Here is a 20,424-nt window from a genome sequence, read left to right on the forward strand (position 1 = left end):
GCGCCATCTTTCGCTCCAGACTGGCGCGCATCGCCGGCCATTCGGTGTCAATGATACTGAAGCGCACGGAATTTCGCTTACGGCATGGCGTAACCCCGCCATCGCGGCGAGGGTGTAAAGCGCTCCCAGGAAATGAGAGACGCAAATCCGCGGCCATTGCAGCCGCGGCAATCCAGGCGTGCGTAGGCTAAGCGCCCCTGCACACCCTGTGTCAATCAGCTTGCCAGCTTCCTGAACGTCTCCAGCACGGCATCGCCCTTGAACGGCTTGACGATCCAGCCCTTCACGCCCGCTGCCTTGCCGCGTTCCTTCATCGCCGGGCTGCTTTCGGTGGTCAGCATGATGACGTTGACCGTGCTGTTGCCGAGTTCACCACGAATCTTTTCGACCATCGTCAGGCCGTCCATGTTCGGCATGTTGACGTCGCTGATCACGAGTCTGATGCCCGGATTGCCCTTGAGCTTGGTGAGGCCGTCCTTGCCGTCCACTGCCGTATCGACGTCGAGACCATTTTTCTTCAGGAAGCCGGCTACCTCGTCACGCACCGTGCTCGAGTCATCCACAACAAGAATTTTCGACATGTCTATTTCCTATGGCATCGATCAAAATAAGTCGAGGCCGGTTTCAAAACAGTTCAAGTTCACCGCTAGTATCTTCGAGCGCGCTCGCTTCGGCGACAAAATCGATCGGCGCATGCGCACACATGCAGATCGTCGCCCCCAACCTGACGGCATCGTTGATCGACACGGAATACGACGCCAGAAACTCCGGCTTGAGCGCCTCCAGATAGGGCCTGCAACGTGCGCTCAGCACATAAGGCGTCGACATGCCCAGATCCGGAAAGTACTGGAGCAACTCCTGATTCACGGCTCCACAGCACAGATTGCAGATCTCAAGAAACATTTCCAGGAAGGGTCGCTCCGACTCTTCTCTTAGGAAGTAGCTTTGCATACGCTCGTCTTCATCGTACTGAAGAATCAGCAGCAGACGGAACGCAATGCCGGAGATCGTCAGGATAACCAGGTTGCCATCGGACAGGCTGTGTGCGCCATGCGCACCCGTCGGGACGATCTCGCAGACGTCGCTCGCCTCCATCGTCAGGCGCGATCTGATCGCCCTGAAGAAGATGTGTTCAACGCTTTCCTTTGCATGAGCACTGATCACGTCGATACCCACTAGTGAAGCGTTGCGTGAAACTGGTTGGCCAGCGACTCGACGCTCGAGAGCGAAGCGGCAATCATCTTGCCGCCTGCCTGGATGTCCTGGAAGGTCGCCGTGGTCGTCAGGTCGTTTCTATGCAGACTGTCGCGGTAACTCTTCGACAGCTCTTCCGAGCGCGCAGCGAGTGCCCGCACTTCGCTCGCCACCACCGCGAAGCCACGGCCTGCCGTGCCCGCACGGGCCGCCTCGATCGACGCATTCAACGAAACGATCACCACGTGACGAACAATCGAAGACAGCTCGTGGTTTTTCGTGTGCATGTCCTGGTTCTGCGTCATCAGCGAGATCATCTGTTCATGCCAGCGTTCGAACGTGCCCGCCAGACCTTTGAGGCGCGCGGCTTCCGCCGCAAGCTGAGCGGCCTTGTGCCCCAACTGGTCCTTGCTGTCGAGCGCGGCCTTCAGCTCCGTGCGCACTGCGTCCGCGCTGTCCGACTGCGTCTTCAGCTCGTCGCGCAACTGGGCGAGCGTGGCTTCGAGTTCCTGCATGTGTTGCTCGTGCACGCCGATCAACTCGCGTTGCGCGGCGCTCGCCTGCGATAGCGTTGCCGTCTGACGATCTGCTTCCGCGCGCAAGCGGTGCACCGCCCTGGCGCTCGCCAGGCGGTACGCGGCCAGCGCCACGAGGGCGGTGACGGCGCTGCCGGCCAGCGCTGCTACTAGAACCTGTTGAATCACAGCCAATCCTTCCGAATGTCCATTACAGTGAGCGGCAAGAGTCAGCCGCTCAATCGGCCAGCGTATCAAGTTCCAGCTGGTCCGCATCGCCGCGTGTCGGGATGCCCGCGGTATCGACCGCGAGGCTCGCCGGCAGACTCACGATGGTCTGGAACTGGCGGAAACCGGCGCCCTTGTGGTCGTCGGTGAAGCGCAGGGCGATGCTGCCGTGCTCACGCCTGAGGAAGTCGCGCACAGCGTCCATACCGACACCGCGGCCCGATACTTCGGTAACCTTATCGGCCGTCGAGAAGCCCGGACGGAAGATCATCTCGGCGATTTCCTCGTCGCTCAGCTCCTGATCGGCTGCAATCCAGCCCTTCTCGAGCGCCATGCCGCGAATCCGCTGCAGCGCGAGGCCGCGGCCGTCGTCGCTGAGCGTGATCTGCACCGTTTCCCCGTGCATGCCCACTTCGATATTGATCGCGCCCGCGGCGGGCTTGCCTTGCGCAGTGCGCACGTCGGCGGTTTCGAGACCATGGTCGACGGAATTGCGCAGCAGGTGCATAAACACGTTCTTCAGCGCACCACCCGCCTCACGCCGCAAGCGGTAGCCGTTGTCGTCAATCTGCACTTGCGGCGTTGCCTTGCCCAGTTCCTGCGCCAGCGACGGCAGCGATTCGAGCACGCCCGACAGCGCCTCGCCCACGCTCTCCGTACCGAGAATGCGCAAAGCCTGACGCACGTTGTGGCGCATCGACTGGAGAGCGTGCAGATCGTCGGCCTTCGCGGCTTCAAGCAAACGCAGGCTCTCCTGAATATGCGCGATGTCGACCATCAGGAAACGCTCCGCGCTTTCGCGGCGGCTCGCACCCTTGCGGCCAAGGCTGACTTCGTTGATCGTCGCGTAGCTCTCGACAGCGGCGCGCACACGGGCCAGTTCCTGCATCAGACTGTCCTGATCCCACGCCGCGTGCACCTCTTCCGAATGACGCAGTTCGTGATAACGCTGCTCAGTCTCGTGCACGATGTTGGTCAGATGCTGCAGGTTGTAGGTCCGCGCGTTGCCCTTGATGGTGTGCATGTTGCGGAACAGCTCCGAGATCGCTTCGCGGTCCGCCTGCGAATGCTGGCGAATGATGCGCTCGTTCTCGTTGATAAAGCCTGCGGAGCTCTCGATGAAGTGATGGAACTTCTCTTCGCTCACCGCCAGAATTTCGCCGATCATTTCCAGCTGGCGCCTCTGCTCGCCAGCCTCTGCCGCGAGCTTGCGCAACTCGGTGACGTCGCGAATGCACAGCATGAGACGCACGATCGTGTCGCTGTCATCAGTGATGGCCGACCAGTTCAGATCGAGAATCTTCACGCGGCCATCGGGCATGCGCTTGGAGATCTCGGTGACCAGCAGGTGTTCGTTGAATGCAAAGTTGATTGCATCTTCGCCGAGACATGCAAAGCTCGCGGCATCAACTTGCGACAACACGTCCGCGCCGAGATCGGTGCCCGCGAACACCAGGTCCATCAGACTGCGGCCAGCAATGTCGTTGGTCTCGAAGATCGCTTCCAGATAGGCGGAATATTCGGAGTGGACGACCGCCCCTTCCACCACGGTCAGAATGCCCTGTTGCATGTTCTGCAACATCGCCTGAATGTCCGCGGTCTTCTGCTTGAGTTGCAGCGAGCTTTCCTGAATCTTCTCGATCATGCCGTTGAACGCCACGATCGAGTGACCGATTTCGTCCATGCGGCCCACCGGCACGCGACGAGTGAAGTCCTGGCTCGATGCGATCTCGCTCATCATCTCCTGCATGCGGGTCAGGGGGCGCGTGATCTGGCGATACAGCAGCGAACCGATCGATGTCAGCAGGATGATCGCAATACCGGTGACGATTGCAATGGCGGTCGTGGTCGTCGCCAGCGTACCGTTCAGCGTGGTGATGGCCTCGTCTTTTTCGCGGTTCTTCTCGATGCGCAGCGTCTCGACGATGCCTTCGAGCTCGTCGCGATACTGGGCCACGTTAGCGAACAGATACGCCTGCGCCAGTTCGTTCTTGCCGGCGGCCTTCATCTTCGCGGTGTCGTCGATTGCCGAGAAATAGTTCTCGAGGCTGTCGGCTGCCTGAGATACGAGACCCTTCTGCGCCTGGCTGGCGGCGTCGTGAGCCTGCAAGGCAAGCGCCTGCTGCAAGGTCGCTTTCTTCTTCGTGAGTTCGTCCTGAGCCTGTGCGACGACGTTGCCGTCCGGCGCATACACGAGCGTCATGATGGCGAGCTGCACGTCCTTAACCTGAGAGACCAGATCGGCCGAGGCGAGCGCGCTAGGCACTACCCCTTCTGTGACCTGCTTGACCTCGGCGGCGCTGTGCCGGGTCTGATAGACCGCATAGCCGCCGATAGCGGACAGTGCGACGAACATCAGAATTACCAATAGCGTGATGCGATGACGGATGGTCATTTGTGCAAATCCCCGAGGTCTGGCGTGTGATTTTTGCTCTTCATGAGAGCTGCCCGACCTTGTTGTGTTGGTCGGAATTGTCGGGCGCCACGATTATCGTAGACCGCATGCGACAGATCGATGACTAAAGATAGCGCCCTGATTTAAACGCCTAAGAAATTAAAGCGGAATAAAACGTAATTATTGCGAATCTTGAATACGCGCAATTTCTTTAGGATTTCCCTAAAGTTTTTTCGCTTGATGCCGTTAATACTTCGCCCTTTGCTTTCCATGCGTCGCGTTCGACGTCACGATCTAGCTCAGCACCCTCAGGCGGCGCCACCGCGTATCCATGTCTTTCAGCAGAGCGATGTAACTCACGGCGCGCTCGGTACCGAGGCTCGCGCTCGCGGCTTCGTTGGTCTCATTCCACAATCGCTCGAAGCGATTCGCCGCCTCCAGTCTCGCAAGCGGCTGGTTCAACAGAACAACAAATGCAAAAGACAGTTCTTCCACGCTTCGATGCATCTGTGAATGCACCGACATCGATTTGGCAAAGTGATTCAAACGGCCCTCAAGCGTTAGTTGTCATAGGTACGCAAAACTCCATCAGCACAATTCTCAACAAAGATTGTCACCAGAATATTACGGGGGTAGTTCAGATGAGCCGGAAATGCAATGTGTTGTTCCTGTGCCGCGCGAATTCCGCGCGCAGCGTCATGGCCGAAGCGCTGCTTCGCGAGCTCGGCGGCGAGCGTTTTGAAGCGTTTAGCGCCGGCATTGAACCAGCTGACGACGTGCACCCCCTCACGCTTGCACAACTACGCCCCACGATAGGCGATCTCGGCAGAGTGCGGCCAAAAAGCTGGAACGTCTATACGAAAGCAGATGCACCCGTGATGGACGTGGTGATCGCAATGTGTGAAGAAGCCGGCGAAGCGCATGCGCCCGCGTTTCCCGGCAAGCCGATCTTCTGCGAGTGGAATTTTGCGGACCCGCTCGCAGCAGGCAGCGACGACGCCGAGCAAAAGCGTGTCTTCGAACAGGTGTTCCGGCAGATTCTGCGTCGCATCAGCGTGTTTGTTGCGCTTCCGCTGCACTCGATGCAAGCATCCGAACAGCGGCTCGCGGTCAATTCGATGGACGAACACGCGCCGCCCTCGATTGCAGTCGAGTAAGCACCGCACCACGAGCGGAAATGAACCCTTCGCAGGCATGCCGCGTGCTGCCGCAGTCGTCGCACGGTGCAAAAGCAGCGCACCGTCGCTGACTTAAAAGGTTCATCGGGGCAACCTAGGATGAAACGTTCGCACTCACGGAGCAGCCAGCCGACATCCGCGACTTTGCCCCCCACCGCTTCCGGGAGTGCAAATGCTCGTTCACTTCATGCCGTCATCCGGCATCGTCGTCGCCATGCTGGTCGTCTGTCTCGTGATGGTGCTGGCATTCGAGGCGACCAACGGTTTCCATGATTCCTCCAACGCGGTCGCCACCGTCATCTACACGCAGTCGCTCAAACCTGGCCAGGCCGTGATCTGGTCCGGTCTGATGAATTTTATCGGGGTGATGGTGGGGGGAATTTCTGTCGCCTATGCGCTCGTCGAAATACTGCCGCCCGATGTGTTGACGCCACCGGACGGTTCGCCCGCCGTCCCGATGCTGGTGTCGATTTTCGCGGCGGCCCTGTTCTGGAACATCCTGACGTGGGCGTTTGCGATACCCAATAGCAGTTCACATTGCATCATCGGCGCGCTGATCGGCGTCGCGGCAGCCGACGCGCTGATCAAGGCGCGCAGCATGACGCAAGGAGTGGACTGGAAGCAGATCGTGATCGTACTAAAGGGGCTTGCCATTTCGCCGATACTGGGCCTGCTGCTGGCTGGCGGACTGTACGGCATCATGCGGCTCGTGGTGCGGCGCGGTCATCTGTTCGAAACACCGAAGGAAGGCCAGCCACCGGTCTGGTGGCTAAGAGGGCTGCTGGTTCTCACGTGTACCACGGTCAGCTTTTCGCACGGCACCAATGACGGTCAGAAAAGCATTGGCCTCATCATGTTGACGATCATCGGTCTGCTGCCGGCTGCATACGCGCTCAATCCACAGGCCACCGGTCAGATGACCGAACTCAGCCAGAACGCGGCAGCCGCAATTCCACTGATTCAGCGCTATGGCGACGACGTCAAGGATCAGGCGCTGAAGTCCGCGACCTTGCTGCAAAACGCCGGCCCGCAACTGGCCAGCGAGGCGCACGAACTCAAGACCCGCGACGATTCTGCGAATTCACCGCAAACGGTGGCGGTGCGGGCACAACTGCGCGGAGCCGTGTACGATGTGCTCTCGGAACTCAAGCACGTCGGCGAGCAGAACGGTGCCAGCAAGGACGAGAAGGCGCAGGCAACGGATCTGCTGAAGAAAATGGGCCCGCCGGTGCAATATGCGCCATGGTGGGTTCGTGTGCTAAGCGCGCTATGCCTGGGTATCGGCACGATGATTGGCTACAAACGCGTGGTACGTACGTTGGGCGAACGGCTCGGCAGGCAACATATGACGCCGGGCCAAGGGGCCAGCGCGGAACTGGTCGGCTCGGTGCTGATCGGCACGGCTGGATTTACTGGACTACCGGTCAGTACAACTCACATCATTACGTCGGGAATTGCCGGCACGATGGTAGCGGGTGGCCAGGGTGTGCAAGGCGGTATGCTATGGCGTATCGCACTCACCTGGCTGGTTACCTTGCCTGTCACGATCCTGCTTTCCGCATGTTTATTCTACTTCCTTGCGAACCCCAACTTCTGACGACCAACACGCGCGCGGTGCCGGTTCCGCGCAACGCTCCGAGCCCCCGGCGGGGACCTGGGCGAAACTCATGACGCGACTGCACATACGTCATGCGGCAACCACATTGGCCGTACTCGGCGTCGGACTCGCAATGGGTGCGCCGTTTATCCTCGGCGCGCATGACGTGCTGACCGGCTTACGCAGCGTCTCCCTGCAGATCTTTGCGGTGCTGGCGGCAAGCGCCGCGCTAAGCGCTGCTGCCAAGGCGGGAAAACTGCATCTGATGCAAGGCGCGCTTGGCCTGCGGCTACGCTTCCTGCGCACGCTAACGATTACCGTCGTCACCGATTTCGCATTTCTCGTCTCGCCGTTGGGCGCAGCGGGCTACGGCGTGAATATGGGCCTGCTGCAGCGTTCGGGAGCCTCGTGGGCACTCGCCACCACGGTGGTCGGCGCGGACCAGGCGTTAGACCTGACGTTCTTCGCGGCCGCCGTGCCGCTCTCGTTGCTGCTCGCGCTCGGACCGCTCAGTCAGGTGACGCCGAACTTCCCGTTATCCACCGTCCTCACCGTACTGGCGGCGCTCGCGATCGTCGTGGCTGTGCTGTGGCTCTGCCGCCGCCCCGCCGTCGCCGCGCTCGACGCAGCGGGGCGACGCATCGTATGGCTGCGGGCGCGGCGCGCGCGCTGGACCCGCTTTCGCCAGAGCGTAGGGCGGCAATGGGTGCTGCTGCTGACGGGGCCGCGCTGGCGTCTTGCAGCGCTGCTGGTGTTGACCACCTTGCAATGGCTGCTTCGTTACAGCGCGCTGTGGTTCATCCTGCATGAACTCGGCTATCGCTTGCCACTTGGCTTCGTGCTGGCGGTGCAGGCCGTCGTATTGCACGCGGCGCTGTGGACAGGCGTGCCTGCCGGAGGCGGCAGCGGCGATCTGGCGCTGGCCGCCGCATTCGCGCCATGGGTGCCGCGCGCGGCCATGGCGACCGCGCTCGTGCTGTGGCGCTTTGCGACGCTCTATTGCCCGTTACTGCTAGGCGCTGCAGGCTTTATCGCGCTGGCGTGGCGCCGCCGCGGTGCCGTACCGCTCGCACAATAGAGTGCCGGGCACCACGTCAAAGCCAGGCGCTTTCTCAAAGACCCTTACGCGGCCGTATCGCGCGGCTTTCTGATTCTTACCGAAAGCCGAGCGCGGCCCGGATGATCGACCCGCAGGACAAATAGCTGCAGCGTCTGGGTAATCAACGCAAGTGGGTAGGTCACCTTCAGCAGATCGGAGATCATGCGCCACTCGGCGCGCACGCCCTTCCAGTAGCCGAGCTTTTCGGTCTTGCGCGCCTGCGTGACGTGCGGCCAATGCGTGACCGCAATCGAAAGCCGGCGCGAGATGATGCGCCGGTTCATGAACATTTCAATGCCGAAGCGCGGCAAGCCATGGATTTCCTTGAGCGCTTCGTCGAGCAACTGCTTTCTGACGACGCGCTCCCCGGAGACGAAATCAAGGCCGATAAAGCGAAACAGCAGCAGGCTGTTCTGCCGCAGGCTCATGCTGACGTCGGCGCATCCACTCAGGACGGGGGCGGCCAACGCGCTGATGTGGTCGAGTGCCAGGCCCTTCAGATCGGCATCGAGCAGCATAAGCCACTCGTGCTCCGCGGCTGCTATACCCACAGCCATCGCCGCGCTCTTGCCGCGGTTCTGCGCGCATTGGATCAGTCTGACCGAAGGAAAGCGCCTGACGATGTCGGCCGTGCCGTCAGTCGAGCCATCGTCGACGACGATGACTTCGGCTAGCAGCGGATGGACCGACGCCACCGCCAGCACCGCAGCGATACGCGGTGCTTCGTTATAGGCGCAAATGATGCATGAAACCCGGTGACCTCTAGATGGCATAGAAAATAGTCGTCGTATTGCGGGAGGGGACAGCCCGGTCAAGCGGACCTGGCGAACGGCAGACGTCCGATTTTGACCGCGTTTTATGACCGTTTCATCTGCTTCACGATTGCCGAGCAGAGAACCACATGAAAAAGTCGTTAGCGTGACAAGCGAACGAAAAATGCGTGAATCATGAAGAGCCCGTGCCTCCATTACGCCGCATCGTGCACACCCGCTCCCCCCGCTTTACATTCGCGTAAGCACCCGACCGTTGCGTGCGCCGCGGGGCGCGCCATGCCGCCAGGTCAGCATGCCGTTGACGATCACCGCTTCGATGCCTTCGGCGGTCTGGATAGGGTCGTCATAGGTCGCGCGATCGCGTACCGTGGCCGCATCGAACACGACGACATCCGCATGCTTGCCCACTTCGATAGTCCCGCGATCCTTGAGGCCGAAGTTTTTGGCGGTCAGTCCGCTCATCTTCCAGACCGCCGTTTCAAGCGGAAATAGACGCACGTCACGACTATAGTGGCCTAGCACTCGCGGGAACGTTCCCCACAAACGCGGGTGAGGCTTGCTGCCGCCAGCGAGGCCGTCGGAGCCGATCATCGTGTCCTCGAAGGCCATGATGTTCCTGACGTCGCCCTCGTCCATGCTGAAATAGACCGCGCTTGCCGGCTGCAGACGCTGTGCGGCTTCCACACGGCTTACTTTCCATTCGTCGGCAATCTCGGCAAGCTCGCGTCCCGAGTATTCCGGGTAAGGCTCGCTGGTCGCGATCACGACACGCCCCTGTAGTTTTTCCTCGACCGTATGCAGCATCGTCGAACTGGCGGTGTACGGATAGCAATCGAGCGCGACGCATTGGCACTGCATTGCGGCACGGATCAGCGGCAAGGTTACAACCGACTTGCCGAAGTTCGCTTCCCGCATCAGTTTGTGGTGCGAAATGACGACACGTACATCCAGCGCCCGGCCAATGGCAAAGGTTTCATGCAGAGAATCCACACAGCCTTCCGCCTCGTTGCGCATGTGCGTCGCGTACACGGCGCCGGTGCCCGTCAGCGGACGGCACACCTCGATGACTTCCGAAGCAGGTGCTAGCGCTGCGGGCGGATAGTAGGTACCCGTCGATACACCGATTGCTCCCGCGTCTAACGCTTCGCTCAGCAGGTCGCGCATCGCCGCGATCTCTTCATCAGTGGCCGCGCGATCGAGCGAGTCCATTGTCATCACGCGCAACGTGGTGTGTCCCACCATGGCGGCGACGTTCACCGAAGCAGGGGCCGCGCGTAGCGCATCGAGGTAATCGGCAAACCGCCCAAAAGCGGATGCCGTCGACGGGTCGCGTTGCTGCAGCAGACTAAGCGGTAAAGGCAGCGCCATGTTCGCTTTGAGTGGTGCGAGGCTAACGCCGCAATTGCCAGTGACCACGGTGGTCACGCCCTGCGAGATCTTGCAGATCATCTCGGGGTCGGACAGCACGGACTCGTCATCGTGAGTGTGCGAGTCGATAAAACCCGGCGCTACAATCTTGCCACCGGCATCCAGGTCAGCACGCGCGGCTTGCCCGGACAGATCGCCGATGGCAACGATCATGCCGTCGCGAATGCCGACATCCGCATCGAAGCGCGGACGGCGCGTGCCATCGACGACCGTGCCGCCGCGAATCACCAGGTCGAAAGGACGCGGAGTGTGCTCGCTCATAGTAGGGGTCTCAGTTCAATGAACCTGATTCAGGTTGCTCAATCGGCCACTTCGGATACCTGATCTTTCCATAAGTCAGCGCATTCCAGTCCGGACTAGCAGAACCCGGGGCGCCGACGTACAGGATATCCTCAGCGATCGTCGCAAACGACGCATGAAAGTGCTGTGCCGACTTGACCACCACAATCCGCTTGCTGGACAGGTCACACTGAAGTTGCGTGAACAGATCCACATTCATGGCCTGGCCGCGCAACGTGTTGAGGACGATCTCGATGCCCTCCATCTCGATCAACGCGCAATCGCCCATTTGCGTCGGCGTTCCGCCATTGCCGGTCATTTTCAGGTCGCGCATGAGCGCCTTGACGACACAGCGGCCGTCCACCGGGTCGCCCGACAACGGTCCGATCTTGCCGCCTATGCGCATATCGAGCCGCGAGCCGACGCCCGCGTCGAACGCAATACTGACCGCAACAGGATCCCATAGCGGACCGAGCGCCGCATTGCGGATACCGCGTTCGAGCATGCGCCGCAGGATAAACGTGGAATCGCCTGCCGCGCCGCTGCCGGGGTTATCGGAGCGGTCTGCCAGCACCACTGGCCCGCGCGGCGCAACCGTGGCCCGGTCGAGTGCGGTGTCGATGTCGAGATAGCGCACCAGCAGCGTGTCGCGCATCGCCACCAGATCGTCGGCCAGTTCACGCGCAAGTTGCTGCGCCGCCTGCGCGTCGCCGTCGGCATAGACGAGCACTTTCGTGCCCATGTCGGGTACGTCGCCGGTTGCAAAACCCTGCACGATCGAAACAGTCAGAATGCCGTTGTGGCCTTCGAGCGACTGGATGCGCGCGACCAGCGAACGCCCAGGTTCGCGCGTCGTGTGAATCGGCACGACCATATCGCAATCGATCACCGCTGAAACCGGCGCGATCTCACGCTGTGCGAGACGCCTGCATAGATCGGCCAGTTCGTAAGCGCGCTCGAGGATGTCGGTATGCGGATACTCCTTGTACGCCACGAGCACGTCGCTATGCGCGATCATCGCTTCGCTCAGGTGAGCATGCGGATCGAGTTCCGCGCCGATCACCACACCGGGCCCGACGATTTCACGCACCCGCGCGAGCAGATCGCCTTCGCAATCGTCATAGCCGTCGGCGACCATTGCCCCGTGCAGGCCGAGCAGCACGATATCGACGGGCAACGCGGCGCGCAGGTCGGCCAGCAATTCGTCACGCAGCGACTCATAAGCCTCGCGCGTGACGGTGCCGCCAGGCTGCGCCGAGGCAACCATGCCTTCGATCAGCGTCCAGTCATAAGCCTGCGCGCGTTGCCGTGCAGCCCACAGCGGTCCACCAAACGACGACATCTCGGCAGGATGGCAACCCGCTGGAAAATAGCGACGCTCCTTGAATGCGGCGAGGCCAGTCGGCATCGGCGCGAAGGTGTTGGTCTCGGTCGCAAGACTGCCGGTAAACACACGCATCGGATCTCCTTTCACGGACTACCCGCCAACGGACGAACCGCAACGGCGCGGGCCGGGTTCCACGTCGCCGACACAAGCGTCGCCAGCACCCCGGAAACCAGCAACAGCCAGAATGCCGCAAGATACGAACCACCGCTCGCGGCAATCAGTGCGCCCATCGCGACCGGGGCAATCGAATTGCCCAGTTGCCCGCCGAAGTTCATCAACCCCGTCGCACTGCCGATCAGATGCTCCGGGAAGTGGCGCAACGGCGCGGAAAACACCGTGGCATAGACAAAGTTGAAGGCCAGCAGAAACAGCGTCCAGTACATGACGAGCAGCGCGATCGAGGTAGTCGTGATCATCAGCGCAAAGAATACCGCGCTAAACAGCGCGCCAAGCAGCATGAAGACGCGCTCGCGCCCGTTGCCGTACTTGTCGAGCAGCACGCCAACCGCATTGGTCCCGGCGAACGCAATGAGGTTGGGAACGGTCGCGGCGAGACCGATGTGCAGCAGATCGATCCGGTACGCTTTCATCAGATAGGAGGGCATCCACGACTGCACCCCGACATACAGCATGCTAGTGAAGAACCAGATTGCCGTCAGTTTCCATGCCATCGGCGTGCGCAGCAACGCGCTCCACGAAACGCGTGAACGGTCTGCTGCGCGCTCGCGCTGGCTCGCCATGCCGCTGCGCAGCGCGAACCACAGAATCAGTGCTACACCCATGCCGACCACTGCGAGGATATGAAACGAACCACGCCAGCCGAGCCGTGCAACCGTCAACCCGATCAGGCCCGAACCCGCAGCATTGCCGAGAAACACGGTGGAAATCAGAAACGACTTGGCGCGCGCTCTTTCCGGCTTGGGAAACACTTCGGCCACCGTCACCGAACTGGCCGGCGAGAAGCTGCCCTCGCCGACGCCGAACAGAAAGCGAATGACGAGCAACGAGCCGAACGACCATGCCATGCTGGTAGCGCCCGTAAACACCGACCACATGACAATGCACAGCACCACGACAATACGCGAGCCGAAACGGTCCGACAGCCAGCCGCCGGCCAGCTGCATCAACGCGTAACTGATGTAGAACGCGCTGAGCAGCATGCCGGCTTCACGCGCATCGAGCGAAAGTTCGTGGCCGATCGGAATGATCGCCGTGCTCATGAGGATGCGGTCCGCGTACCCCACCGCCCAGGCAAGGAACAACCCCGACAGGCACGCCGCCTTCTGTGAGCTGGAGAAACTGGCTTCCACGCAACCTCCTTATGTACTACGGATTGATCCGGTGTGGCCCGGACTGCGGTGTTGTTCTGTTCATTGCAAGCTTCATTGCGAGCCGTATTGCGAACCTCACTGCAAACTATATGAACCGCGCCGTGCTGCGCCCAATGAAAATAAAACGCTGTAATATAACCTCGGGCTATAGGCGCGTCATCATGCGGGCCTCACGTTACTCCACAGGAGCCTCGGGTGCGTTTGCGACATATCGAAGTGTTCAGTGCCATCATGCTGACCGGTTCCACCAATGCGGCGGCGCGGCTCCTGCACATCTCGCAACCGGCTGTCAGCAAGATGCTTCAGCACGCGGAACGCACGGTGGGCTTTCCGCTCTTCCTGCGCAGCAAGGGCAAGCTCGTGCCGACCCAGGAGGCATTGCGCCTGCAGCAGGAGTTGACGCCGTTCGACGAGCAATTGAAGCGCATCCGCCGACTCGTCACGAGTCTTTCGCAAGGCGCAGCGCGTCCGTTGCGCGTCGCGGCAACACCCGCGCTGGCGCATCATCTGTTGCCCCAGGCCGTTGCACGCTGGGCACAAGCGTTTCCGCAATTGCGTTGTGAACTTGCTGTTTCCCATACGCGCGAGATCGAGCAGGCCCTGCTGCTCGACGAAATCGAACTTGGCCTGACCATGAGTCCGGTGTCACATCCGAACCTGCTGCTCACGCCGCTGCGCCGCTGCAACCTGTGCGCGATCGCGCCGGCCGGCTGGTGGTCCGCGAAACTGCTCACACGACCGCTGCAGGCGAAAGAACTCGCCAATCAGCCGTTCATTACGATCGACGCCAACGACTACCTTGGCGCCATTCTGTCGAACTGGCTCGCCGACGCCGGACAAAGCCCGGCAAGCGCCATCTCGGTTCAGACCTACCCGCTCGCGAAGTCGCTGGTGCAGGCGCGTGTGGGCGTGGCCCTCGTCGATTCGTTCACCGCGAACTATCCGCCCAATGGCGCGGAGATCCAGGTGCGGCCCCTCGATATCGACGCCAGCCTGAACGTCTATGCGCTGACCCAGCATGAGCATCCGCCGCCGCGCAGCGCGGAGCGTCTGATCGAATTCCTGCGCGAAGGCGGCGAAGCGACCGATACCTGAGGCCCGCTGACAGGCTGTCTATAACCCGGAGCTATAACCCGCCTGCAGATCGGTATTGGACGGCCCCAACGGCACTACGGAACAATGGTTGCTCATTCACCTGGGTCTCCCAATTACCCCCTACTGCCATGCATGTACTTGTCATCGGAGCCGGCGTAATCGGACTCGCCGCAGCATGGTATCTGCGCGCCGACGGGCATCAGGTCACCGTCGTCGAACGCAACCAGGACGTCGGCCTCGAAACCAGCTTCGCCAACGGCGGTCAGCTCTCCTATAGCTATGTCGCCCCGCTCGCGGGCCCGGGCGTCCTCTCCAAACTGCCTGGCTGGCTGCTGCGCCACGATTCGCCCGTCCGCTTCCGGCCAAGCGCCGACCCGGAGCAGTGGCGCTGGCTGCTGCAGTTCGTGCGTGCCTGTACGCTCGAGCAGAGCGAGGCGTGTACCCGCAAGCTGCTGTCTTTGTCGTTTTTCAGCCGCGATCTGATGCATGAACTGCTCGTGCATGAACCCGACATACGCTTCGAACACGCGAACGCGGGCAAGCTAGTGGTGTATCGCACGGACGCTGCTTTCGATGCAGCGTGCCGTCTGCTGGACTACCAGCGCTCGCTAGGCTGCGAACAGGACGCGCTCGATGCGAAGGCGTGCATCGCGAGAGAACCCGCCCTCGCCCATCTCGGCAGCCAGTTGTGCGGCGGCATTTTTACCGCCAGTGAAGACAGTGGCGACTGCTACCAGTTTTGCGTGAGCATGATGCAGCTATTGCGCGAGCGCGGGGTTGGCTTTCGTTTCGGCACCGCGGTCACGCAACTGCGCGAGGTCTCGGCACAAAGAGTTGCTGCGTATGCGGGTGAGGAACGGCTCGACGCGGATCACATCGTGCTCGCCAACGCTGCGCCAAGCGTACCGCTGCTTCGTGCCTTAGGGATTCGTGTGCCGCTTTATCCGCTCAAGGGCTACAGCCTGACCGCGCCCGTTGTGGCAGATGCAGCCGCGCCGCGCATCAGCATCACTGACTTCGAGCGCAAGATCGTCTATGCACGATTGGGAAACCGGCTGCGGATCGCGGGCATGGCCGATATCACTGGCCGGCTCGCTGACATCGATCTCAAACGGGTAGCGACGCTGCGTGCGCAATCGACCGCCACCTTTCCCGGTGCTGTCGATTTCGACACCGCCGCCGTGTGGTGCGGACTTCGCCCCGCCACGCCGAAGAGCATGCCGGTCATCGACGGCACGCGTTTTGCCAACCTCTGGCTGAACCTGGGACAGGGTGCGCTCGGCTTCACGCTGGCGCTTGCGTCGGGACGTCTGATTGGAGATCTGGTCGCACGCCGCGAACCGGCCATCGCACTCGATGGTTTCGGACTCCGCAGCATGTAAAGCCGCATTGCGGCTCTCAGTTGCATCTCAACCGGACGGTCCCATGCCATTGGCCAACTGGGTCCCGTCCGGCTGCAACGCATACACCACATCGGGACATCCTTCTTCGTTGTCGCTGCCGTCACCAAAAGCGATCGCGACAAATCCATGTCGCTCGTAAAACGCGCGCGCCCGTTTGTTTTCGGCAAAGCAATGCAGATGAATGGGCAAGCGCGCGTTCGCCCTCACCTCAGCCAGAAGGCTCGTGCCAACACCCTGGCCGACTCGCGACGGCATGACGTAGAGTTGATCGAGCCACAGCACGCCGTCGACTGTGGAGATCGCGGCGATGCCAACGATCAGCCCTCGCGAGTCGGTCGCCACCGTGACGCCACCCGTCGGGATCAACCAGTCTGCGATCCACCGGCAGACGGCGAGATCGGAATGCGCGAGCGGCGCAAACGGCATCAATTCCTTGCGCGCCCGGAGAAAAACATCGGCGACGCCACCTATATCAGCAACCGTGGCTGGGCGGATGATGAGTTCCAGCTTCAACTCCATTTCGATGCGGTTTTCAGAGCGAGGTTTTTATAAGCACTCAGTGCAGGATACGCGTCTTTCAACTCGACAATCCCGGCACACTGACGCCGAAAGTTTGCAACAGCAGGACCACGTTCAGCACAAGCACCACGACCCCCGAGAACCCGGCCGCGAGCATCATCGGCACGCCGTTTCGATACTGGCCCATCACCCGCTCGCGGCAGGTAAACCAGATCAGTGCCGCCATCGGCACGGGCAGCGCAAAGCTCAGCACCACCTGGCTGATGACGAGCGCATGCGTCGCATTCACTCCCAACGCGACGACGATAAACGAAGGCACCATCGTAATCGCTCTTCGCAACCACAGCGGAATCTGAAAGCCGACGAAGCCCTGCATGATCATCTGCCCTGCCATGGTCCCGACCACCGAACTCGAGATTCCCGACGCAATCAACGACAGCAGGAAGATCCCTGCCGCGCCAATGCCGAGCAACGGTGCAAGCGTGTGATACGCCGTTTCGATTTCGGCGACCTCCGGATGACCCGCATGGAAAGCCGCGGACGCCATGATAACCATGGCGATATTGATCAGTCCCGCAATCGTGAGGGCGATTACCACTTCGATATTGGAGAATCTCAGCAGCATGACCCGTTCGCCCTCGTTGCGCGCGGGAGCGCGGTTTTGCGTGAGGCCCGAATGCAGAAACAGCGCATGCGGCATCACGGTGGCGCCGATAATGCCCACGGCAATCGTCACCGCACCGGCATCCGGCAATTGCGGCGTGAAAAGGTGGCCGAATACGCTTGGCCACGCCACCCGCGTGATGAAGAGTTCGGCCAGATAGGAGAGCCCGATGATGCCGACCAGCGCGCCGATCGCCAGTTCCAGAGGCCGGAAACCGGCCTTCTCGAACAACAGCAGGAAGTACGTGACGAGCGCCGTGACGATCATGCCGGCCAGCAAAGGCATATGAAACAGCAACGCAAGACCGATTGCACCGCCCAGAAACTCGGCCAGATCGGTCGCCATTGCGGCAATTTCACTCACCATCCACATCGCGAATACGAGCGGCGCAGGAAAATTTTCCCGGCATAATTCGGCGAGATTGCGCCCCGTGACGATGCCGAGTCTGGCCGAGAGCGCCTGAAACAGCATGGCCACGATGTTGGCGAGCAGAACCACCCACAGCAAGGCGTAGCCGTAGCGGGCGCCGGCCTGGATGTTGGTCGCGAAGTTGCCGGGGTCCATATAGGCCACCGAGACGACCACCGCCGGTCCTGCAAACGGCAACACCATGGCCGCGCCGCGGCGGCGCCCTTCGAGCACCTCGCGGATCGCCAGGGTGGTGCGCCCGGTGACCGTGCCGGAGGCCGTTTTGTCGCGCACACGTTCGTCCATCTGTGCCTCGTCGGATTGCCCCGAATCGCAAAAGATGCGATCCGCAGGCATTTGATCGGCCCACACGTGCTAATTTCTCACATTTGCCGCGAGCGTGCGTCATCGAAAACCGCGCTCAGGACGTTAATGAAGTGCGGCTTTGCCGCACTTCCATGAAGGCACAGCTTTTCGGTGTCGCTTTACACCTTCGGATACTTTACAGAATGCCTTACTCGCCGGTTACATTTCTTTCGAGAGCCACCCTTTCCGCCGCGGTCGTCTTCTCCCTGATCGGCCATCTGAATACCGCTTACGCCGCCGACCGGGTCATCGTGCTCGACTCGGGCGAGTCCGAACTCTCGCTGATCGACGAAGCTACCCACAAAGTGGTCGGCACCGAGCCGACCGGCAAAGAACCGCATCACCTGATGATCACGCCGGACGGCAAGTCGCTGATCGTCGCCGATTCGATTTCGAACAACCTGATGTTCGTCGACCCGCACACCGGCGCGGTGCAGCGCACCGTCGACGGTATCGAGGACCCGTATCAACTCGGTTTCTCGCCGGATCACAAGTGGTTTGTCACGGCTGCGCTGCGCATGGACCGCGCCGACATCTACCACTATGACGGCACCAACATGACGCTCGTCAAGCACATTCCGCTTGCGAAGACGCCGAGCCACATGACGTTCGCTTCCGACAGCCGCACCGTATTCATGACGCTGCAGGACTCGGGCGAACTCGCCGCCATCGACCTGCCCACGCAAACCGTGCTGTGGAAAATGCACGTGGGCAACGAGCCGGCCGGTCTGTGGATGACGCCTGGCGACAAGTACCTGCTGGTCGGCATGACCGGCGAAGACGACGTGGCCGTGGTCGACTGGCGCAAGCAGCAGATCGTCAAAAAGATCCACACGGGCCGCGGCGCGCACAACTTCCGCAACCTCGATGACGGCAAGCACGTGGTGGTCTCGAATCGCGTCGAAAGCACGATCAGCATTATCGACTACACCACGCTCACCAACGTCGGCGATATCACCGGACTGATGCCCGGACCGGACGACATGGAACTAACTCCGGACAAGCGCTATCTATGGGTCGGGTTCCGCTTCGCCAAGCACGTCGGCATCATCGACCTGACTACGCGCAAACTGATCGATACCATCGCGGTGGGCCGCTCGCCGCACGGCATCTATTTCGACAATCGCGCACCGGTAATTGCACCGAACCCGGACTAAACGAACGGCCTGCTGAAAGATGCATTGCATGACCAGTCATTCACGAGGATCCTGATGTTCCATGAAATCGTCGCGCAGCTCGACAACATGGTGTCCGCCCTGCAGACGCTGCTATATGTCGACGTGGTGCAGCCGTTTTTCTACCGCTTCGGCCTGATGGGTTACGACGAAGACACCTATGACGCCCTGTACTGGGTGATCATCGGCGCGCTGCAAATCGTCGTCATGTATCTCGCGCTGCGTCCGCTCGAAGCGCTGCGCCCCATCGAAGAGTGGAAGGACCGCAAGGCCTTGCGCGCCGATGTGCTGTACACGTGGATCGCCAAGCTGGGCATCATCAATATCGCGTTCTTTTTCATGCTCCAGCCGCTGTTCGATCACTGGCAGAGCCTGATCTCGATCTACAACGTTCCGAACATCGATATCGACAACCTCTGGCCAGGTGTGACGGATCAGCCGATTGTCTCGTTCCTGATCTATCTGGTGGTGCTCGACTTTGCCGGCTACTGGTATCACCGCTGGCAACACCGCTTCGGCGTGTGGTGGGAACTGCACGCGGTGCATCACAGCCAGCAGCAGATGTCGTTGTGGAACGACGACCGCAATCACTTCCTCGACGACATCATCCAGGCTGCATTCTTTGCAGCGATCTCGCTGTTTATCGGCGTGCAGCCGAACCAGTTTGTCGTGCTGATTGCAGTCAGTAACTTCATGCAGAGCATTCAGCACGTCAATGCGCGCTTGCCGTATGGGTGGCTACTCGAGCGCATTGTCGTCAGCCCGATCTTTCATCGCCGCCATCACGCGGTCGGTTATGGTCATGAAGGCACGGCTTATGGCTGCAATTTCGGTGTGCTGTTTCCGTGGTGGGACATGATGTTCCGCACGGCATCGTGGAATCGCACGGTCGAGCCGACCGGTATTCGCGATCAGTTGCCGGCACCGCTCGGCGATAACCGCCCTTACGGCCAGGGCCTGCTCGCCCAGCAATGGCTGGCGTTCGGCCGCATCGCCGCACGTCTGACCGGCCGGCGCGCGTACGCGCCGGGCACAACCGACGCGGCAAACTGACCCGTCGACGCAGGGCGGCCTGCCGCCCTGCGCTATCACGCTCGCTGTAAATCAATCTATTCACGGTCACGCCAGACGCGCCGCTGTCGTACCCCGCCACGCAGTACGTCCTCCACTGTTCGAACCTTCGCGTATCCTTGCGTCGCACTGCATCGCAAGCTCTCACCAGCAAGCCGATTACGCAATGGTTGCATGTCCTTACAAATCGGCCTGCTTTTCGATAGGTCTCCAAGGGATCGAATCTGGCGCCGCAAAGCGCGCTCTTACGATCGTCCAACGGGCTCTATGCAGCGCTCACATTTCGTTGCAAACTCGCGTCCCGGTTACACCGCGAATG

Annotated in this window: 18 protein-coding genes; 7 read left to right on the forward strand and 11 right to left on the reverse strand. The window is 61.0% G+C overall.

Annotated elements, in window-relative coordinates; translation table 11 throughout:
- Positions 1-215: 215 nt before the first annotated feature.
- The 5 genes from P3T20_RS03015 to P3T20_RS03035 form a co-directional block, all read right to left on the reverse strand.
- Positions 216-581, reverse strand: a complete 366-nt coding sequence (locus tag P3T20_RS03015; protein WP_074269162.1) for a response regulator — start codon at positions 579-581, stop codon at positions 216-218.
- Between the two features lie 43 nt (positions 582-624).
- Positions 625-1,164, reverse strand: a complete 540-nt coding sequence (locus P3T20_RS03020; RefSeq protein ID WP_429286188.1) for a hypothetical protein — start codon at positions 1,162-1,164, stop codon at positions 625-627.
- A gap of 11 nt (positions 1,165-1,175) precedes the next feature.
- Positions 1,176-1,898 carry a methyl-accepting chemotaxis protein gene (locus P3T20_RS03025; protein WP_429286005.1) on the reverse strand — a complete coding sequence of 241 codons (723 nt, stop codon included), beginning with the start codon at positions 1,896-1,898 and terminating at the stop codon, positions 1,176-1,178.
- A 49-nt stretch (positions 1,899-1,947) separates the two neighbouring features.
- Positions 1,948-4,332 carry an ATP-binding protein gene (locus tag P3T20_RS03030; protein WP_429286006.1) on the reverse strand — a complete coding sequence of 795 codons (2,385 nt, stop codon included), beginning with the start codon at positions 4,330-4,332 and terminating at the stop codon, positions 1,948-1,950.
- A 294-nt stretch (positions 4,333-4,626) separates the two neighbouring features.
- A complete protein-coding gene (locus P3T20_RS03035; protein ID WP_429286007.1) occupies positions 4,627-4,878 on the reverse strand; it encodes a hypothetical protein in 252 nt (83 codons plus the stop codon).
- A 95-nt stretch (positions 4,879-4,973) separates the two neighbouring features.
- On the opposite strand from P3T20_RS03035, the gene P3T20_RS03040 reads away from it, so the two are divergent.
- The 3 genes from P3T20_RS03040 (at position 4,974) to P3T20_RS03050 (ending at position 8,185) form a co-directional block, all read left to right on the forward strand.
- Positions 4,974-5,489 carry an arsenate reductase ArsC gene (locus P3T20_RS03040; RefSeq protein ID WP_074269165.1) on the forward strand — a complete coding sequence of 172 codons (516 nt, stop codon included), beginning with the start codon at positions 4,974-4,976 and terminating at the stop codon, positions 5,487-5,489.
- 193 nt (positions 5,490-5,682) lie between these two features.
- Positions 5,683-7,107: an inorganic phosphate transporter gene (locus P3T20_RS03045; protein ID WP_429286008.1), complete on the forward strand. Its 1,425-nt coding sequence runs from the start codon at positions 5,683-5,685 to the stop codon at positions 7,105-7,107.
- A gap of 70 nt (positions 7,108-7,177) precedes the next feature.
- Entirely contained in the window at positions 7,178-8,185 is a 1,008-nt protein-coding gene (locus tag P3T20_RS03050) for a lysylphosphatidylglycerol synthase transmembrane domain-containing protein (RefSeq protein ID WP_074269167.1), read from the forward strand.
- Positions 8,186-8,229: 44 nt separating this feature from the next.
- Here the strand turns inward: P3T20_RS03050 and P3T20_RS03055 are convergent, their stop codons facing one another.
- From P3T20_RS03055 to P3T20_RS03070, 4 genes are all read right to left on the reverse strand, one after another.
- Complete coding sequence (locus tag P3T20_RS03055; protein ID WP_074269168.1) at positions 8,230-8,979, reverse strand: glycosyltransferase family 2 protein; 750 nt, start codon at positions 8,977-8,979, stop codon at positions 8,230-8,232.
- A gap of 228 nt (positions 8,980-9,207) precedes the next feature.
- The gene (locus tag P3T20_RS03060; RefSeq protein WP_429286009.1) at positions 9,208-10,668 is read right to left on the reverse strand and encodes an N-acyl-D-amino-acid deacylase family protein; all 1,461 of its coding nucleotides are present in this window, start codon (positions 10,666-10,668) and stop codon (positions 9,208-9,210) included.
- A gap of 10 nt (positions 10,669-10,678) precedes the next feature.
- Complete coding sequence (locus P3T20_RS03065) at positions 10,679-12,145, reverse strand: M81 family metallopeptidase (protein ID WP_074269170.1); 1,467 nt, start codon at positions 12,143-12,145, stop codon at positions 10,679-10,681.
- A gap of 11 nt (positions 12,146-12,156) precedes the next feature.
- Complete coding sequence (locus tag P3T20_RS03070) at positions 12,157-13,383, reverse strand: MFS transporter (RefSeq protein ID WP_074269171.1); 1,227 nt, start codon at positions 13,381-13,383, stop codon at positions 12,157-12,159.
- 216 nt (positions 13,384-13,599) lie between these two features.
- Between P3T20_RS03070 and P3T20_RS03075 the strand changes: the two genes are divergently transcribed.
- Together P3T20_RS03075 and P3T20_RS03080 are read left to right on the forward strand one after the other, a co-directional pair.
- Positions 13,600-14,499 (forward strand): LysR family transcriptional regulator, encoded by a 900-nt coding sequence (locus tag P3T20_RS03075; RefSeq protein WP_074269172.1) that lies wholly within the window; start codon positions 13,600-13,602, stop codon positions 14,497-14,499.
- Between the two features lie 20 nt (positions 14,500-14,519).
- Entirely contained in the window at positions 14,520-15,881 is a 1,362-nt protein-coding gene (locus P3T20_RS03080) for a D-amino acid dehydrogenase (protein WP_429286189.1), read from the forward strand.
- Positions 15,882-15,908: 27 nt separating this feature from the next.
- Here P3T20_RS03080 and P3T20_RS03085 read toward each other — a convergent pair whose 3' ends face one another.
- Both P3T20_RS03085 and P3T20_RS03090 read right to left on the reverse strand, forming a co-directional pair.
- On the reverse strand, positions 15,909-16,415 hold the full coding sequence (locus P3T20_RS03085) for an N-acetyltransferase family protein (protein ID WP_429286010.1): 507 nt from the start codon (positions 16,413-16,415) through the stop codon (positions 15,909-15,911).
- Positions 16,416-16,479: 64 nt separating this feature from the next.
- The gene (locus P3T20_RS03090; protein WP_074269175.1) at positions 16,480-17,799 is read right to left on the reverse strand and encodes an Nramp family divalent metal transporter; all 1,320 of its coding nucleotides are present in this window, start codon (positions 17,797-17,799) and stop codon (positions 16,480-16,482) included.
- Positions 17,800-18,002: 203 nt separating this feature from the next.
- Here P3T20_RS03090 and P3T20_RS03095 point away from each other — a divergent pair, with 203 nt between their 5' ends.
- Together P3T20_RS03095 and P3T20_RS03100 are read left to right on the forward strand one after the other, a co-directional pair.
- On the forward strand, positions 18,003-19,016 hold the full coding sequence (locus P3T20_RS03095) for a beta-propeller fold lactonase family protein (protein WP_429286011.1): 1,014 nt from the start codon (positions 18,003-18,005) through the stop codon (positions 19,014-19,016).
- 54 nt (positions 19,017-19,070) lie between these two features.
- A complete protein-coding gene (locus tag P3T20_RS03100; protein WP_429286012.1) occupies positions 19,071-20,087 on the forward strand; it encodes a sterol desaturase family protein in 1,017 nt (338 codons plus the stop codon).
- Positions 20,088-20,424: the final 337 nt, after the last annotated feature.

Source organism: Paraburkholderia sp. GAS206C (assembly GCF_050435645.1).
Classification (GTDB): Bacteria; Pseudomonadota; Gammaproteobacteria; order Burkholderiales; family Burkholderiaceae; genus Paraburkholderia; species Paraburkholderia phenazinium_B.

What these genes read in the sequence shown, in the direction of transcription:
- P3T20_RS03095 (WP_429286011.1), top strand. Translation starts at nt 18,003, where the DNA reads ATGCCTTACTCGCCGGTTACATTTCTTTCGAGAGCCACCCTTTCCGCC.
- P3T20_RS03055 (WP_074269168.1), bottom strand. Translation starts at nt 8,979, where the DNA reads ATGCCATCTAGAGGTCACCGGGTTTCATGCATCATTTGCGCCTATAAC.
- P3T20_RS03045 (WP_429286008.1), top strand. Translation starts at nt 5,683, where the DNA reads ATGCTCGTTCACTTCATGCCGTCATCCGGCATCGTCGTCGCCATGCTG.
- P3T20_RS03060 (WP_429286009.1), bottom strand. Translation starts at nt 10,668, where the DNA reads ATGAGCGAGCACACTCCGCGTCCTTTCGACCTGGTGATTCGCGGCGGC.
- P3T20_RS03015 (WP_074269162.1), bottom strand. Translation starts at nt 581, where the DNA reads ATGTCGAAAATTCTTGTTGTGGATGACTCGAGCACGGTGCGTGACGAG.
- P3T20_RS03050 (WP_074269167.1), top strand. Translation starts at nt 7,178, where the DNA reads ATGACGCGACTGCACATACGTCATGCGGCAACCACATTGGCCGTACTC.
- P3T20_RS03030 (WP_429286006.1), bottom strand. Translation starts at nt 4,332, where the DNA reads ATGACCATCCGTCATCGCATCACGCTATTGGTAATTCTGATGTTCGTC.
- P3T20_RS03100 (WP_429286012.1), top strand. Translation starts at nt 19,071, where the DNA reads ATGTTCCATGAAATCGTCGCGCAGCTCGACAACATGGTGTCCGCCCTG.
- P3T20_RS03065 (WP_074269170.1), bottom strand. Translation starts at nt 12,145, where the DNA reads ATGCGTGTGTTTACCGGCAGTCTTGCGACCGAGACCAACACCTTCGCG.
- P3T20_RS03090 (WP_074269175.1), bottom strand. Translation starts at nt 17,799, where the DNA reads ATGGACGAACGTGTGCGCGACAAAACGGCCTCCGGCACGGTCACCGGG.
- P3T20_RS03040 (WP_074269165.1), top strand. Translation starts at nt 4,974, where the DNA reads ATGAGCCGGAAATGCAATGTGTTGTTCCTGTGCCGCGCGAATTCCGCG.